At 43.5% G+C, this 16,053-nt stretch carries 20 protein-coding genes; 15 read left to right on the top strand and 5 right to left on the bottom strand.

From position 1 onward, the window contains the following. Positions 1 to 3 precede the first annotated feature (3 nt). Genes B5444_RS02210 through murA form a run of 5 tightly spaced genes read left to right on the top strand, consistent with a single transcriptional unit; the run spans position 4 to position 3,230 of the window. Positions 4 to 309 carry a cupin domain-containing protein gene (locus tag B5444_RS02210; RefSeq protein WP_079653616.1) on the top strand — a complete coding sequence of 102 codons (306 nt, stop codon included), beginning with the start codon at positions 4 to 6 and terminating at the stop codon, positions 307 to 309. Positions 310 to 328: 19 nt separating this feature from the next. Next, entirely contained in the window at positions 329 to 1,552 is a 1,224-nt protein-coding gene (gene hemA, locus B5444_RS02205) for a glutamyl-tRNA reductase (RefSeq protein ID WP_079653615.1), read from the top strand. Then, positions 1,497 to 1,796 carry an Lrp/AsnC family transcriptional regulator gene (locus tag B5444_RS02200; protein ID WP_079653614.1) on the top strand — a complete coding sequence of 100 codons (300 nt, stop codon included), beginning with the start codon at positions 1,497 to 1,499 and terminating at the stop codon, positions 1,794 to 1,796. Before hemA ends, B5444_RS02200 begins: the two co-directional genes overlap by 56 nt. Next, the gene (locus tag B5444_RS07695; protein WP_172838420.1) at positions 1,793 to 1,966 is read left to right on the top strand and encodes a hypothetical protein; all 174 of its coding nucleotides are present in this window, start codon (positions 1,793 to 1,795) and stop codon (positions 1,964 to 1,966) included. Before B5444_RS02200 ends, B5444_RS07695 begins: the two co-directional genes overlap by 4 nt. After that, positions 1,938 to 3,230, top strand: coding sequence for a UDP-N-acetylglucosamine 1-carboxyvinyltransferase (murA, locus tag B5444_RS02195; protein ID WP_079653613.1), 1,293 nt, complete (start codon positions 1,938 to 1,940; stop codon positions 3,228 to 3,230). Before B5444_RS07695 ends, murA begins: the two co-directional genes overlap by 29 nt. Here murA and B5444_RS02190 read toward each other — a convergent pair. Then, positions 3,223 to 3,660 carry an Hsp20/alpha crystallin family protein gene (locus tag B5444_RS02190; protein WP_079653612.1) on the bottom strand — a complete coding sequence of 146 codons (438 nt, stop codon included), beginning with the start codon at positions 3,658 to 3,660 and terminating at the stop codon, positions 3,223 to 3,225. The genes murA and B5444_RS02190 overlap by 8 nt on opposite strands. A 109-nt stretch (positions 3,661 to 3,769) precedes the next feature. Here B5444_RS02190 and B5444_RS02185 point away from each other — a divergent pair, with 109 nt between their 5' ends. Genes B5444_RS02185 through mltG form a run of 3 tightly spaced genes read left to right on the top strand, consistent with a single transcriptional unit; the run spans position 3,770 to position 5,315 of the window. Further along, entirely contained in the window at positions 3,770 to 3,955 is a 186-nt protein-coding gene (locus B5444_RS02185; protein WP_079653611.1) for a YgaP family membrane protein, read from the top strand. Beyond that, complete coding sequence (gene ruvX / locus B5444_RS02180; protein ID WP_079653610.1) at positions 3,952 to 4,356, top strand: Holliday junction resolvase RuvX; 405 nt, start codon at positions 3,952 to 3,954, stop codon at positions 4,354 to 4,356. The genes B5444_RS02185 and ruvX overlap by 4 nt, the downstream gene beginning before the upstream one ends. Then, positions 4,353 to 5,315 (top strand): endolytic transglycosylase MltG, encoded by a 963-nt coding sequence (mltG, locus tag B5444_RS02175; protein WP_079653609.1) that lies wholly within the window; start codon positions 4,353 to 4,355, stop codon positions 5,313 to 5,315. Before ruvX ends, mltG begins: the two co-directional genes overlap by 4 nt. Here mltG and lpxC read toward each other — a convergent pair. From lpxC to B5444_RS02160, 3 genes are read right to left on the bottom strand one after another with little or no spacing between them, the layout of a single operon-like run. After that, a complete protein-coding gene (gene lpxC / locus B5444_RS02170; RefSeq protein ID WP_079653608.1) occupies positions 5,303 to 6,112 on the bottom strand; it encodes a UDP-3-O-acyl-N-acetylglucosamine deacetylase in 810 nt (269 codons plus the stop codon). The genes mltG and lpxC overlap by 13 nt on opposite strands. Before the next feature lie 13 nt (positions 6,113 to 6,125). Next, positions 6,126 to 6,833 carry a uroporphyrinogen-III synthase gene (locus B5444_RS02165; protein ID WP_079653607.1) on the bottom strand — a complete coding sequence of 236 codons (708 nt, stop codon included), beginning with the start codon at positions 6,831 to 6,833 and terminating at the stop codon, positions 6,126 to 6,128. Next, positions 6,830 to 8,263: an aldehyde dehydrogenase family protein gene (locus B5444_RS02160; RefSeq protein ID WP_079653606.1), complete on the bottom strand. Its 1,434-nt coding sequence runs from the start codon at positions 8,261 to 8,263 to the stop codon at positions 6,830 to 6,832. Before B5444_RS02160 ends, B5444_RS02165 begins: the two co-directional genes overlap by 4 nt. A 38-nt stretch (positions 8,264 to 8,301) precedes the next feature. Between B5444_RS02160 and B5444_RS02155 the strand changes: the two genes are divergently transcribed. From B5444_RS02155 to B5444_RS02125, 7 genes are read left to right on the top strand one after another with little or no spacing between them, the layout of a single operon-like run. Further along, positions 8,302 to 9,126: an ATPase, T2SS/T4P/T4SS family gene (locus tag B5444_RS02155; RefSeq protein ID WP_079653605.1), complete on the top strand. Its 825-nt coding sequence runs from the start codon at positions 8,302 to 8,304 to the stop codon at positions 9,124 to 9,126. 2 nt (positions 9,127 to 9,128) lie between these two features. Further along, positions 9,129 to 9,479: a hypothetical protein gene (locus B5444_RS02150; protein ID WP_231967140.1), complete on the top strand. Its 351-nt coding sequence runs from the start codon at positions 9,129 to 9,131 to the stop codon at positions 9,477 to 9,479. A 12-nt stretch (positions 9,480 to 9,491) separates the two neighbouring features. Next, complete coding sequence (locus tag B5444_RS02145; RefSeq protein WP_079653604.1) at positions 9,492 to 10,685, top strand: phosphoglycerate kinase; 1,194 nt, start codon at positions 9,492 to 9,494, stop codon at positions 10,683 to 10,685. After that, positions 10,672 to 11,481: an inositol monophosphatase family protein gene (locus B5444_RS02140; protein ID WP_079653603.1), complete on the top strand. Its 810-nt coding sequence runs from the start codon at positions 10,672 to 10,674 to the stop codon at positions 11,479 to 11,481. The genes B5444_RS02145 and B5444_RS02140 overlap by 14 nt, the downstream gene beginning before the upstream one ends. Next, a complete protein-coding gene (locus tag B5444_RS02135; protein WP_079653602.1) occupies positions 11,459 to 12,343 on the top strand; it encodes a universal stress protein in 885 nt (294 codons plus the stop codon). Before B5444_RS02140 ends, B5444_RS02135 begins: the two co-directional genes overlap by 23 nt. After that, complete coding sequence (locus B5444_RS02130) at positions 12,340 to 13,971, top strand: tetratricopeptide repeat protein (RefSeq protein ID WP_079653601.1); 1,632 nt, start codon at positions 12,340 to 12,342, stop codon at positions 13,969 to 13,971. The genes B5444_RS02135 and B5444_RS02130 overlap by 4 nt, the downstream gene beginning before the upstream one ends. Further along, positions 13,971 to 14,828: an LptF/LptG family permease gene (locus tag B5444_RS02125; protein WP_079653600.1), complete on the top strand. Its 858-nt coding sequence runs from the start codon at positions 13,971 to 13,973 to the stop codon at positions 14,826 to 14,828. Before B5444_RS02130 ends, B5444_RS02125 begins: the two co-directional genes overlap by 1 nt. On the opposite strand, the gene B5444_RS02120 is transcribed toward B5444_RS02125, so the two are convergent. Then, positions 14,808 to 16,028, bottom strand: coding sequence for an ArnT family glycosyltransferase (locus tag B5444_RS02120; RefSeq protein WP_231967138.1), 1,221 nt, complete (start codon positions 16,026 to 16,028; stop codon positions 14,808 to 14,810). The two genes, B5444_RS02125 and B5444_RS02120, sit on opposite strands and share 21 nt — an antisense overlap. Between the last annotated feature and the right edge of the window lie 25 nt (positions 16,029 to 16,053).

The raw sequence follows: 16,053 nt of genomic DNA, 5'->3' as shown, positions 1-16,053 counted from the left end.
AATATGGCTCAGATCCTATCACCAAATGTAAACTTCTCACCTCTCATTCCGCAGAAGGAGCTTCTGGCAAAAGGCGATAAAGTGAGAGTAATATGCTTTTACCTCGAGCCGGGGCAGAAGATAAACCTGCACACATCTCCTTACCACGTGATAACCGTAGTGTTGGAAGGGAAAGGTGTGTTTTTTGCTGGCTCAGAAGAAAACGGAATAAGGCTAGAAAAGGGTCAGGCTCTGCAGTACGAGCCTAACGAACCACACGGATTCTTTGCAGAAGAAAGACTTGTGGTGATGGCCTTCATATGTCAGTGATGAGTTATATTAATACCTGATGAAAAGCATATTCGTATGGGGGCTTAACTTCAAGACTGCTCCTGTGGAGGAGAGGGAGCTACTGGCGTGCACAGACAAAGACCTTGAACATCTACTACCAAAGCTAAAGGTTTTATCTGAAGATCTAGAGTTTTTCCTTCTTTCTACGTGTAACAGGGTTGAGATCTATGCGTACGGCACAGAAGAGCAGCTAAAAAGCACCGTGGATACCTTCTTGAGCTTTAAAGGAATACACAACAAACATAAGCTTAAAGCCTTTTTAAAAGAAGGAAAGGAAGCCGTAGCTCACATACTAAGGGTAGCCTCAAGTCTAGATTCAATGGTAGTGGGTGAGACCCAGATAACTTCACAGTTTAAGCAGGCTTTCTTTATGGCTAAAGCTTTCGGCACAACTGGGAAAATCCTCAACAGACTCTTTGACTTTGCCATGAGAACAGCCAAAAGGGTAAGGACCGAGACAGGTATAAGCAAGAGCGCCGTGTCAGTAAGCTGGGTAGCCGTAGAGTTGTCAAGGAAGATCTTTGGAAACCTACATGGCATAAAGGTGCTTTTGGTGGGTGCTGGAGAGATGGCTGAACTCTCAGCAGGATACCTGAAAAAGCTAAAGGCCGACGTATACATAACTAACAGGACCTATTCAAAGGCTGTGGAGCTTGCCCAGAGATTAGGTGGGCATGCGCTTCAGTTTGAGAGCTTCAAAGATCATCTGCACGAGTTTGACGTGCTTATTTTCTCTACAGCATCTAAAGAGTACCTCCTTAACCCCGAGGATGTAAAGAAAGCCATAAAGAAGAGAAGATACCAACCCATGTTTATTATTGACATATCTGTACCTAGAAACGTAAACCCCGAAGTAAACCAGGTGGACGAGGTGTTCCTTTATGACATAGATGACCTTAAGGAGATAGCTCAGAAGAACCTTTTCCAAAGGCAGAAAGAAAAGGAAAAAGGCGAAATGATAGTATGGGATGAAGTAGAAAAGTTCTTAAGATGGTTAAAACTCTTGGATATAGAAGAACAGCTCAAAAGGTTAAAAGAGAGTTGGAGGGAAGAGGAAATAAGAAGTCCAAGAGTAAGGAGGCTCATACACAGGCTTATGGAAGAGGTAAAGAAAAACCCCGAAGAAGCCCCTAAGTTGCTTAAAATATTCATGGAGGAGGAAGCAGATGGAAACGAGACACGAAAACTACCCTATGTCCATAACAGAGCTTATGGAGCTTGAATCAGAATACTCCGTAAAGGCGTACATACTTATAAAGGCAGACCCAAGGGAAATACCCTCAATAATGCTGGCCCTTTCCACCTTTGAAGGTGTAAGAACAGCAGACGTAGTCACTGGTCCTTATGACATAATAGTCTTCGCAGAAGTTAAAAACCAGGATGAACTAGGCAGGCTTGTTATAAACAAGATACACTCTTTGGAAGGTGTGAAAGAAGCTCTCACCTGCGTGGTAGTCAGGATATGATTTACCCAATCATCAGAGAGGAAGAAGATAAGATAGTGGTAATATACTCGGATAAAGAAGCTGAGTACTGTGAAGAAGATGACGGACTTCTCATCTTCTATTCAAAAATGTGGGAGCCAGTAAAGATAATCATACCAAGGGATGATAAGCACAACCTCATATACCTCTGAGTACTTCGTAGTAGAGGGTGGTAAGCCCTTAAAAGGAACAGTACGTGTATCTGGGTCCAAGAACGCTACCCTTCCCATACTGATGGCAAGCCTTCTCACCGAAGAAGACTGTTTCCTGGAGGATGTCCCAGACCTCCTTGACGTAAAAAACGCCTACGAACTTCTAAAACATCTGGGTGCAAGACTTGAAATCAGTGGAAACTCTGTCCTTCTAAACGCTAAGGAAGTGAACAGTTTTACAGCACCAGACTCCCTGGTACGCAGAATGAGAGCTTCCATCCTCTGCATGGGACCACTGCTAGCAAGGTTTGGAAGAGCTTACGTGTCCATGCCTGGTGGGTGTGCCATAGGTGTAAGGGCCATAGATCAGCACCTTAAGGTCTTTGAGAAGGGTGGGGCTAGAATAAGCGTAGAGCATGGCTACATAAAGGCTACAGTAGAGAAAATAAGGCCTGTAGAATACACCTTCGAAGTCATAACAGTTACAGGGACTGAGAACGCCCTTATGTTCCTAAGTATGTGTGAAAGGACGAGCGTACTTAGGAATATAGCCTTGGAACCAGAGGTAATGGATTTAGTAGAAGTTTTAAAGAGTATGGGAGTGGAAATTCACATAGATGACAGAACTGCCATAATAAAGGGATCAAGAGAACTAAAAGGTTTCCATCATAGGGTGATTCCAGACAGGATAGAAGCTGGTACATTGCTTGTAGGTGCCTTTATGACAGGAGGAGATGTTACCTTGCAGAACGTAAGGGTAGACCATATGGGAAGCGTTCTTGAAAAGCTCAAGGAAGCTGGTGCTCTAATAGACGTAATCTCTAGGGATAGTATTAGGATAAGGTCAAGAGGTAGGATATTCCCATTGGAGATATCAACGGCTGAGTACCCAGGGTTTCCGACGGATATGCAAGCCCAGTTTATGGCTATGTTGTGTCTAGCTGATGGTGTGTCAAAGATTCAAGAGAATATATTTGAAAACAGATTTCAACATGTGGCTGAGCTCAACCGTATGGGAGCTAAGATAGAGGTTCATGGCAGACTCGCAATAGTTAATGGCGTAAAGAAACTTACAGGTGCTGAGGTTTTCTCCACAGACCTTAGAGCTTCCGCATCTTTAGTACTGGCAGGCTTAGTAGCCGAGGGAACCACCATAGTTAGGGATGTGTATCACCTGGACAGGGGTTACGAAAGGCTTGAGGAAAAGCTGAATCAGCTAGGAGCTTGTGTAAAAAGGGAAAGGGGGGAAGAGGGGCTTACTTGAGCTCTATCTTTGTCTCTTTTGCACTTTGAGCCTTTGGGAACCTTATTTCTATGACTCCGTCCTTGTATTCTGCCTTCACACCCTCAAGGTTAACTTCTGTAGGTAGAGGTATGGCTCTTTCAAACTTTCCGTACACCCTTTCTATCCTGTGGACAGTTTGAGTCTTCTCCTCTTTCTCTTCCTTCTTCTCACCCCTTATGTAGAGGGTGTTATCCTTGACAACTACCTCTATGTCCTCCTTCTTTACACCCGGTACCTCTGCCTTTACTACAAGCTCTCCGTCCGTTTCATAGACTTCAACAGCTGGCATAAAACGTACTTCTACTTCCTCAGCCCTGGCTGGTAGAAACTCTTCCAACAACCTATCAAACTCCTTTCTTATACGCTCCAGCTCTGCAAAGGGACTCCAAAGCATCATTCCTCTCTTCATGGCTATCACCTCCTTTATAGTAGTTTACACAAATAAATTTAGTGAACTAATTTAAGTTTGTCAAGGGGTAATGTATAGTATATTTTTACTCTATAAGGAGGTGTTAATCATGGAAAAGAACATGGCCACTTGGGACAGGCTCGTTAGGATAGTTCTTGCACTTGTGTTTTTGTATCTAGCCGTTACTCACGGCGGTGCTTACTGGATACTGGGAATAATAGGGATAGTCTTTCTCATAACCTCAGCCATCGGCTTCTGTCCTCTATACAAGGTTCTTGGCTTTAGGACAGGTTGAAAGTTTTAGCCCTGGACTACGGAAGCAAAAAGATAGGTGTAGCTATAGGAGACACAGAACTTAAGATAGCCTCACCTCTAACTTCTTTTAAGAACGGTGAGGCTTTTTTTTCTTACTTTAAAAACCTTGTAGAACAGTACAACGTCTCTTTAGTGGTAGTAGGTCTTCCCTTAACCCTTAGGGGTAAGGAGGGTCAAAGGGCTCAGGAAGTAAAAGAGTTTGTAAGAAAACTTAGGGAATACCTAAAGGATTCTGTGCAGATAGTCCTGTGGGATGAAAGGTTTACCACTAAGGAAGCTTACTCGTACATAGCTCAGCTTCCTTCAAAGAAGAGAAAAGAGATAAAGGACGCCATGGCTGCTTATGTCATACTCAAAGAGTACCTTGGTTTAGATGGATGAGGATAAAGCTACTAATAGTCCTTTCTATACTGTCATTTTGGGGAATCCTTTACCAGTTTATGCCCGTCAGGGTGTATAAAAAGACTGTGGAGATACCTTACGGTGAGAGCAGCTTGGATACAGCTATACGCCTCTATAGGGAGGGCATAATAAGAAGCCCCTTTTCTTTTCTAACTATACATGCACTTTTTAGAGGTAAGCTTGAGGCTGGTGAGTACGAGTTTGATGGCATAGTCTTTCCGTGGGATGCCTACAGGAAGATAAGGTACGGCCTTAGAAAGCTTTACAAGATCACCGTTCCAGAAGGGTATGATCTTTATGACATAGCTAAGCTATTGGAGGAAAAAAAGATATGCTCTTCTAAAGACTTCTTGGAGTACGCTCTTTCTCCAAAGACTGTTAAAAAGTATGGCCTTGCAACCTACAGCATGGAAGGCTTTTTATTCCCAGACACATACTTCTTCTCAAAGAACACCCACCCTTCGCATATAGTAGACGTGATGTTTAAAAACTTCATGAAAAAAACAGCTCAACTCCGTCAGGAGTTACCCAAGAAAGGACTAACCTTAGAAAAATGGGTCATAATAGCTTCCATGATAGAGAAAGAAACAGCATTGCCTTCAGAAAAACCTCTTGTGGCAGCAGTCATATACAACCGAATTAAAGAGAACATGAAACTCCAAATAGACCCCACAGTTATATACGCTCTGAAGAGAAGAGGTATGTGGGAGGGTATCCTGACCAAAAAAGACCTTAACTTTGAAGATCCTTACAACACTTATGTATACTACGGGCTTCCACCCACACCCATATGCAATCCAGGGCTGGATTCATTAAAGGCAGCCCTCTATCCAGCAAATGTACCCTATCTTTACTTTGTGGCAGATGGTACAGGAAAACACTCCTTCAGCGTTGACTACCAGGATCACCTAAGGAAGGTAAGGCTCTACAGAAGGTAGAGATCTACTAGATTCTTCACAAAGGCGACGTTTAGTGAATGTCCACCACCGTAAGAGACGACCTTCCCTCTTATCCTCTTGCCGAGCAAGGAAAGATCTCCGAGTAAGTCAAGAAGTTTATGCCTTATTGGTTCATCCTTAGACCTAAGACCTTCCTTGTTGTAGACAAAACCCTCTCCTAACACCACTGCGTTTTTTAGGCTTCCACCCTTAGCCAAGCCTTTCCTTCGGAGATGCTCCACTTCATAGTCGTAGCAAAAGGTCCTAGCAAAGACTACTTGTCTTGCATCACCTCTGTATACTACCTGTGAACTTTCTATAAAACCTTTTACATAACCTGAGTAAATAACCAATAGGTCTTCATAAGGTTCTGCTACTATCTTAGCTTGGCAGTTTAGTGTTTCCAAAGGTCTATCTATGACCAGATAGTCTTTATATTCTGGAAGGTATAAAACTTTGGATTTTAACTCTTTGTAGAAGTGATATCCACTTCCGTCGTACGCCGGAATCTCAGTACCCTTCTGAACTTCTATGATAAGATTGTCTATACCTAACATATACAACACAGCCATAAGATGTTCAACGGTTTTCACTATCTGTCCATCCTTCCCTAAGTCTGTAGAGTGGTCTGTATTTACCACATGCTTGTAATTTGCAGGTATGTAAGTTCCCTTTTTGTAGAAGACTATTCCTGTGTTTTCTTTTGCTGGATGCAAAACTATTTTGCAGCTCTGCCCAGTATGGAGCCCTATACCTTCAAAGGTGATGTCCTCCCTAATGGTGGCCTGTTTTTCCATAGCTTTATTTATATTAGTGCAAACTTCGTGCCAAATCCTTTATAAGGAGGGCTATGGAGCGCATGCTTTGTTCTTCAGGTATAAGACAGTCCATACCTGTTTCTTGGACCCATGCTCCTTTGGTAGTTTTACCAATGCATACTACTTTTTTGCCTTCTAGAAGGTCTGTAACTTTTTGTTTTGGTAAATTTGCAAAAAGTGCATGTACCGAAGATGGGCTGGCAAAGACCACGAAGTCAGAAGCTTTCAGTTTACGCTCCACCACCTCCGGCGGATAGATCCTCGGAACTGTTGTATAGACGTGTATGTCTATGACCTCAAAGCCGATGGCTTTTAAACCCTGTATTAACTCATCCCTTCCTATCTCAGACCTAGGAACTACAATCTTACATGAACCAAAGCCTTTTATCATCTCCAGGAGTTTTTCTGCATAGGCCTCTTCAGGATACTGTGCCTTAATACCAAACTTCTCAAGAATCTCCGCTGTTTTCCTGCCTACTGCAAACACCCTGGCAGACTCCTTTATACTTGCTCTACTTAAAAAGGCCTTTACCGCCTTTTGACTTTGGAAGACTATGCAATCATAGTCACTTGGCTCTTCAAAGGGTAAATACTTAGTCTCTATCAGGGGTAGGCTTACTACCTCAAGACCAAAGCTTTCAAAGATGTGCCTGTCCCTTTCAATGTCTTCCTCTTCTCTTGTTAGGAGTACCTTAGTCACGTCAAGTCAAAGATGACCATCTTTATTTCTGTGTAATCCTCTATGGCGAAGCGAGGTCCTTCTCTACCTATACCTGATTCCTTCACACCTCCATAAGGCATATGGTCCACCCTAAAGTTAGGACCTTCATTTATGAGTACACCACCAGCCTTCACTTTTCTTATAAACTCCCAAGCTACCTTTAGATCGTTTGTAAAGACACCTACTTGCAAACCGTACACGCTGTCGTTCACCATCTGTATGCACTCCTCTACTGTACTGTAAGGATTTACAAGTACTACGGGAGCAAAGGCCTCCTCTCTCCAGAGCTTGGCATCACGTGGAACTAAAGAGACTATAGTGGGTGTAAGTACGGACGAAACCTTATCACCACAGGATACTCCACCTGTAACGAGCTTTGCTCCTTTCTCAAGAGACTCGTCTATCCAGCTTTGGATTCTCTCCACCTCGCTCACGCTTATCATAGGCCCTACGTCCGTTTCTTCTAGCATAGGATCACCCACTTTCAGTTTGGATACTTCTTCTTCAAGTTTAGCCAAAAAGGTATCAAAAAGCTCTTCGTGAACAAGAACCCTCTGTATGGATATGCACACTTGTCCAGCTATGGCATAACCACCAGCTATGGTCTTCTGGACAGCCTTCTTTAGGTCACCATCCTTATGGAGAACTAAGGCAGAATTGGAGCCAAGCTCAAGGACCACCTTCTTTATGCCAGCCTGTCTGGTTATTATCTCTCCAATCTTCCTACTTCCTGTGAAGGAAACCACCCTAACGTCAGGGTGTTCTGTCATGGCTTTACCTACATCACCATACCCAGGGAGTACCGAAAGGGCCTTAGGCGGAAGGCCTGCCTCCAAGAAGAGCTCAGCCATCATAAGGGGTGTGATAGGCGTCCTTTCGGAAGGCTTTAGGATGACAGCGTTTCCTGCTGCCAAAGCTGGAGCCACCTTATGCATGGAGAGGTTTAAAGGAAAGTTAAAAGGTGTTATGGCGGATACTATACCCACTGGCTCCCTTATGTAGAAGCCTACCTTACCCTTACCGTTGGGATGTGCATCTATGGGGATTACTTCACCACCTATCCTTTTGGTCTCCTCAGCGGAAAAGATAAGAGTCTGGATTGCTCTCTGAACCTCTACACGGGCCTCTCTTATGGTCTTACCTACTTCAAGTACCAAGCTCTTTGCGAACTCCTCTGCCCTATCCTGAAGAAGCTCAGCTGCCTTCATGAGTACCTTGTACTTTTCATAGGGAGTGTAAGAACTCCACTCTTTGTACCCCTCCTTAGCAAGCTCTATGGCCTCGTTCACATGTTCGGGAGTAGCTCTACTTACCTTAGCGATCAGCTCTCCTGTGTAAGGATAAATCACGTCAATAGTTTCGTTGCTCTCTACCCACCTTCCACCTAGCAAAAAGGGCTTGACTTGCATACATAAAAATTTAACTCACAGTTATAATATTTGAGAAAATGAACTATGCACCGCAGATACTCAATTACCTTAGAAGCTCCGAAGGTATAAGGGAGATATACATAGCTCCAAAGTCTGTACCTGTAGAAAAGAAGGAAGATAAGTTTGTAAAGATAATGGATGTTATCTTTACTCCAGATGATGTAAGAGATACTCTTATAGCCCTCAAAAGTTATGCTTACTATTCGGGTAGTTCTCTTGGGAGAGAAGGAACCTTTTCCTTTGGCCTGCAGGGCATAGGGAGGTTTAGAGTCTCTTACTTAACACAAAGAGGAAGTTACCTTATCTGCATAGTAAAAACTCCGTATGAAATACCAAAACTTGAAAACCTTCTGACGAACGTAAAAGCCCTCCAACCCATAGAAGATCTTGTAAACCTTAGGAGCTCTGGTATAGTGGTAGTAACTGGTCAAACACCCGTAGCCGTATCCACTTTTGTTTACTCTTACCTACAGCATGTAGCCCAAAACTATTATAGGATCATATACATAATAGAAAAACCTATAAGCTTCCTGTTAAGACATGAAAGATCCATAGTCGTCCAAGTCGAGGCAGGTGTGGACGTGGAAACCTTTGAAGAAGCATTAAGGAATGCCTTTTTGATAGATCCTGATATTGTATACATAGGTTATAGGGAGTTCATATCAGAGAAGGATGCAAAGAACGTACTAAGGTTGGTAGATACGGATACTGTCGTGTTCATACACGCTCCATACTTGGAAAAGGACCACTTTCTTAAGGAGTTTCCATACCTTAAAAAACACATAAAGTATTATGTGGTAGTAGAAAAAGATAAAGATGGTATGTTAGAAGTAAAGCTCTAGTTATGAAAAGGAGGAAAGATATGAAACATCTGGATGTAAACCTTGTTGAGGAGCTCTCAAACCTTGAGTACTTCATAGTCAAGTCTCCTGTAGTATCCAAGGACTTTTGGGCTGAGTGGCAGGAGAAGTTCTCCAGAGCTTACATGTCCCGTATAGCTGTAAAGAAGATACTCAGGAACAAAAAGCTCACCTATGAAGAAGCAAACAGATACAAGACCCTTCTCCAAATGTACGAAGATGTACTGACCTACCTAGAGATGTTGAAAACCCTATCCCTTAGCCTTAGGGGAGTGTATCCAAGCCCACAAGATAGGATTGAGTTTGACGACGAGGACATAGACTTTGACCTATAAAGGAGGTCGCCTATGCCCCTCGGTAAAAAAACCTTAAAGGACGTGGATGTTTCCGGAAAAAGGGTCTTGGTAAGAGTAGACTTTAACGTACCCATAGACGAACAGGGCAACATAGAAGATGATACGCGCATAAAGGCCGCACTCCCTACAATCCTTTACCTTCTTGATGCAAAGGCTAAGGTAATCCTGGTAAGCCACCTGGGAAGGCCAAAAGACAGAGATCCGCGATACAGTCTTCTCCCTGTAGCTAAAAGACTGTCAAGGTACATAGGTAAAGAGGTCATACTGGCACCCGACTGCATAGGTCCAGAAGTGGAAAGGATAGTAAACAGCATGAAGGAGGGAGACGTAGTCTTGCTGGAAAACATAAGGTTCTGCAAGGGAGAGGAAGGAAAGGACGAAGAGTTTGCCAAGGAGCTAGCAAAGCTTGGAGATGTGTATGTGAATGATGCCTTCGGTACGTGCCACAGAAAACATGCTTCCGTCTATCTTGTGGGCAAGTACCTAAAGCCTGCCGTGATGGGTTTTCTGTTGGAAAAGGAAATATCCTACTTTGAAAAAGCTATGATAAATCCGCAGAGGCCTGTGGTAGCCATCCTAGGTGGTGCCAAAGTATCTTCCAAGCTGGGCATAGTAAAGAACCTTCTAAAGAGGGTAGATAAGATATTCATAGGCGGAGCCATGGCCTTTACCTTCATAAAGTCCATGGGTTATCCTGTAGGCAATTCGTTGGTGGAGGATGAACTCCTAAACGAAGCTAGGGACATAATAGAGATAGCCAAAAAACTTGGTGTAAAGCTTTACTTCCCTGTAGACTTTGTCGTTGGTAAAGAGGTATCTGACAACACACCCACCAAGATAGTCCCATGGCAAGAGATACCAGATGGCTGGATGGGCCTTGACATAGGACCCGTGTCCATATATCTACTCAGAGAAATAGTATCGGATGCTCAGACTATAGTCTGGAACGGCCCAATGGGGGTTTTTGAGCTTGACAGATTCAAAGATGGAACCTACGAGACGGCCAAAATAGTAGCTGATTCTCATGCCCTCACCATAGCCGGAGGTGGAGACACAGACCACGCCATACACAGGGCAGGCGTCTACAACTCCATAGACTTCGTATCTACAGGTGGTGGTGCCTTCCTGGAACTGCTTGAGGGTAAAACCCTACCCTGCATAGAGGTTTTAGATGATAAAGAGTGACAAGCTTTTGAGGATTGCAAAAGAGAGTGCACTCCTCGGTGGATTGGTACTTAAGGAAAACTTTCTAAAGGTGTCCACGGATAAGATAGAAGAGAAGGCAGAGAAGGACTTTGTAAGCTACGTGGACAGGCTTTCGGAAGAAAGGATAAAGGAGCATATTCTCAAAAACTTTCCAGATCACTCTGTAGTTGGCGAGGAGAGCGGTGGCAGCCAGGAGAGCGATTATGTCTGGTACGTGGATCCTCTTGACGGAACTAAGAATTACATAGCTGGCTTTCCTATATTCGGTGTATCTGTAGGATTGGTTTACAAAGGCCAACCTATACTGGGATGTGTGTACCTGCCTTACTTTGACAACCTCTACTGGGCGTGCAAAGGAGAAGGGGCTTACAAAAACGGAAAAAGAATACAAGTAAAACAAAAGGAGAACCTAAAGCATTGCTTTGTAGCATACGGCTTTCCATCAAGAGCAAAGAGGAACTTAAGCATATACTGGGAGATCTTTAGGGATATCTTTGACAAAGTCTCAGCTATGAGGAGGCCAGGAGCAGCAGCGGTAGACTTGTGCTTGCTGGCAGAGGGTGTGTTTGATGGCCTTGCGGAGTTTGAACTAAACCCTTGGGACGTATGCGCTGGCATGGTCATAGTCCAAGAAGCCGGAGGAGAAGTTTGGCTGTCAAAAGGCCTTGCTCTCAGAACCGATATAGTGGCTGGGAACAAAACAGCCTTCTCTTACATAAAGGATGTAATATACTTAAAGTTAGGGGAAGATTATGAACCTGCTCGTGGCAGTTGACTTTACAGACCTTACAAATCCACTCCTCCAACTTGCTAAAAGCATAGCCTCCCTACACAGTGGCAAGGTCTACCTACTGCACGCGGTAGAGCCCATTTTACTTTTTCCTTTACCCGAGAGCTTTTCCATAAGCACCATAGACTTTCAACTCGTTGCAGAAGCTCAGGAAAAGAGTAAAAAGCTAGCCGAGGAAAAGTTAAAAGGTTTGGTAAATTACTTGTCACCGCTGGAAGTACAAACCATAGTAGAAGTGGGCGACCCCGTAGAGGTGATATTACAAAAGGAAGATATGGCAGACCTTGTACTCATGGGCTCTCATAAGAAAGGTCTGATAGAAAGAGTTCTTATAGGCTCTACAGCAGAGAAGGTAGCAAGGTACTCCAAAAAACCCGTGCTCATACTAAAGGGTAAGCTCGTAGAAAGCTTTAGAAAGGTCCTGATAGCCTTTGACTATTCATCCTATTCGGAGAAGGCTTTGGAGTTTGCTGTCAAACTCTTAAGGCCTATGAAGCCAGAGATTATATTACTTCATGTGAAAGAAACCTTAGAAATTCCCCTTGTAGAGCACATAAAGAGCTCTGTGAGTGAAGTCTACGAAAGGGAAAAGGAAGTCTATCTAAGGAATAGGGTGGAATCTTTACAAGCCGAAGGTATTACGGCAAGCTACAAGTTCGTAGAGACAGGTCTTTATCTTTCCGTGTGGGAAGCTATAGTAAACCAAGCCAAGGAGGAAGATGTGGACCTTATCGTCTTAGGAAGTAAAGGAATGTCTGCCTTAGAAAGAGTACTTTTGGGAAGCGTATCCGAAAAGGTCTTGAGGAGGTCAGAGATACCCATCCTAATACACAGAGAGACAGCATGAACATCGTGCTTTTCCTCTTCTTTGTTAGCCTCTCCTTCTCTTACAATGTCTACCAGGATATGGCTATGTGTGCATACCTCAGAAAGTCAAGCCCAGCTAAGGCTATTCACCACTGCGGGAGAGCCCTGCGCGTATCTCCAAGCCCAAGCCTCTACTTAGACACCATAAGAGCTTACCTCCAGATGGGAGCCAGACAGAAAGCGCTAACACTTGCGGTAAGCTTCAAAAGAGCATATCCACAAAACCCAGATGCCTACATGACTCTTTACAGCGTGTACACACTTCTGGGACAGAAGGAAAAGGCTCTGAACACACTCCAAGAAGCTTACGAGAAGGGTGTAAAGTCAAAGGAAATCCTTCTCTTTCTCTCGGATGAGTACCTAAGGTTAAACGACTATCAGAAAACAGAGATGGTTCTTCAAGATCTGTCTAAGTTAGCTCCAGACAATCCATACCCTTACTATATGCTTGCAAGGATATACTTAAACAGGAATCAAGTAGATACCGCTATAGAGTACTTGAAAAAATCCCTTAGCGTTAACCCTTCCTTTGAGGCTGGAGTTATAACCCTCGGTAACATATACCAACAAAGAGGAGAGTGGAGTAAGGCGGAGGAAATATACAAAGCAGCCATAAAGAAGGATCCTGAAAACAGAGTAGCCCTAGAGAGGCTTGCAAACCTCTACGTGCTTACAGGTAGGCTGATAGAAGCTCAAGAGATCTACAAAAAGCTTTCCAATCTGTACCCAGGAGAAGACTACCAGTACAAGTACGCACTTGTGCTCATCAACAATCAAAAGTTTGAAGAAGCTAAGAAGGTTTTAAAGGAACTCTACCAACAAAAGCCAAGCTTTGATGTAGCTTTCATGTACGCTTACAGCCTTGAGATGACTGATGAAAAGAAACAAGCTCTCAGTATATATGAATCACTCCTCAAGGAAAGACCAAACAACTTGAGCATTCTTGAAAGGCTCGCAGTTGTGAGTCTAGATCTAAAAGATTACAAGAGGGCCAAAGAGTACATAGATAAAGGTCTGTCTATAGACAAAGAAAGCTACACCTTTAACCTTCTGAAAGCAAGTCTTATCATCGACACTGGAGATCCTCAACAGGCTATACCCTACCTAGATAAAGCCATTCAGATAAACCCGCGGGACTATAGAGCATACTTTACCAGAGCTATAGTCTACGACAAGCTTGGTAGGATAGTGGATGCGGAGAAGGATTTAAGGCAGGCCCTTTCTTTGAATCCAGAAGATCCAAACCTGCTTAACCACCTTGGCTACTCGCTCCTGCTCTGGTACGATGGTTCAAGGCTGTCCGAAGCTGAAGAGCTCATAAAAAAAGCTTTGGAGAAGGATCCAGAAAATCCAGCCTATCTTGACAGCTGGGCTTGGGTGCTCTACTACAAAGGAGACTACCAGCAGGCTTACGAGTACCTAAAGAAGGCCTTGGCGAAGGAAGGCAACGATCCAGTTATCCACGAACACATGGGAGACGTGCTAAAAGCTCTTGGAAAAGAAGATCAAGCTATGTACCATTACAAGAAGGCTTTAGAGCTTCTAAGGAGCGGTAAGACCGGTGAGCCTGACCAGGAGAAGAGGATCTTGAAAAAGATCAAGGAGTGATGCTCTGGATATACCTGTCCAGAAAAGTGCTAAGGCTTGCCTTTCTCCTCAGCTTCATATTCAGCCTTGCCATCCTGGTAATCCAGTTTTTTAGGATAGGCGAGTTTATCTTCTCCTTCTCCTTGGAGAGCTCCCTCCTCTACCTTACGGCCTTTCTCCTCAACCTGTTCGCTTACTTCTTTCCCACTTCTTTGCTTGTCTCCATAGGCTTTACCTTCTTTGAACTAAAAGAGCACAGGAAGCTTGAAGTCATACAGTCTTTTGGTGTAAGTCCTTTTAAACTCATATCAAGGCTTTTTATCCTGTTGCTACCCTTCCTGTTCCTCATGGGTGTATGCGGGCATGTACTTACAGACCAGCACGTAAGCTTCTTAAGAAAGTACCTCATGCTAAAGAATTACGTAAACTTCATCTTTTCAGTACCTATCCGGACCTTCTCCAGCTTTTCCGATGCTACCGTATACATAAAAGACAAAGAGGGTCAAGTCCTAAAGGATGTAATGTTTAAACTGAAAGACAGAGTCGTATACGCTCACAGGGCAACTATTGAACAAAATACGGTAAGCTTTCAAGAAGGATCCTTATTGCTTTTAGAAGATAACAAGTTCTACAGCGTAAAGTTTGGTAGATACACCCTAGAGTTAAACAGCCTTTTAGAGGTATCTTTTGATAAGAAAAAACTAAAAAGGGACAAACTTCTAAACTTGATCAACTACACCATAACCTTAGTATTAATGCCTGTTTTCCTCTTTCTGATACACACAAGGGTAAGGCACATAAGTCAGTTCTACTATCTTACAACTATAGCGCTATTAATCTACCACGGCCTGTTGCTTTTAATAAGGCAAGCAGCGTAAGAGGTAGTAATTGCCATCAAACTCTTTACCTTCCAAAAGCACACTGCACCCATTGGAAACCTCTTTTGACACCACATAACCCTCTGGCCTTTCCGTCTGGGGTATACATCTACCCAGGTAGAAGACGAGGCTAGAGTTTTCTGCTTTGTAAAAATGCAGTTCTATCCTTTGAACATCTGGAAACTTCCTCAGCTTGTGAACAAACCTCTCTTGCTCCCATCTGTATGCAAAGAGCAGAAGTCCGCATAGAAGCAAGAAGGATACAGTAAGGATCCTCTTTATGTAGGTTTGGCTTACGTTGTAAGCTATTAGCACAGCTAGAGGTGGATATGCGAAAAGTATGTAATGGTGGAGCTTGTTTTTAGAGAGGCTAAAAAATACAAAGACTACCGAAAACCAGATGAAGAAAGGGAGGAGCTTTCCCTTTATGCTCAATATAACCTTCCGGTAGACGGGGAGGTAAAAGATAGTAGAAACAAACAAAACGAGAGGATAGTAATAAAGACCGTAAGGGTGTGTCTGTCTTTGACCTGTAAACCTCATGACGTTTTCATACACGAAGAACTTGTAAAAGTACTCAAGACCGTACTCGTGAAGCATGTAAAAGTACCAGCTTCCACCAACAAGAAAGAAGACTAAAAGATATACAGGTCTGAACACTTTTATATCCTTCTTCCAAAGAGTGTAAACAAGTAGTGGAAGTACAAGGCCCACAGGACCCTTGGTAAGGAAGGCAAGGCCTACAGAAATCCAACCAAGAAGGTACTTTCCCTTCAAAAAAAAGTACAAAGACAGGGTCATAAAGAAGGTTAGAAGGAACTCAGGAACCACCGCCCGAGACTCTATCCAGAGGTGTGGAAAGGTCAACATCACTAAGAAAGACTTTTCGGCCGTTTCCTTGTCTACGTGATCCTTTGCTATGGTGTAGGTTAAGAAGGCTGTCCCTATGGCTGAAAGGCCAGAGACTAACCTTGCAGAGAACTCGTTAAGGCCAAAGAGCATGGAGCTTATTGCCACAAGCCAGTAAAGTAGAGGTGGCTTTTCAAAGCGAAGGCTGCAGTTATAAAAGGGCCTTAGAAAATCACCTGTTTGCAACATGTTGAGTACAGCAGACATATTCCTACCTTCATCCAGGGACGTGAAACTGAGCAGCCAGTTACCAAAGATAAAGAAAAAGACCGACAGCAATAGCTTCTTCACTGAAGGGTATAATTTTAAAACCGAT

Origin of the sequence: Thermocrinis minervae, assembly GCF_900142435.1 — a bacterium.
Lineage (GTDB): Bacteria > Aquificota > Aquificia > Aquificales > Aquificaceae > Thermocrinis_A > Thermocrinis_A minervae.
The sequence above is the reverse complement of the archived record's forward strand: the minus strand, read 5'-3'. Positions and strand labels throughout refer to the sequence as shown.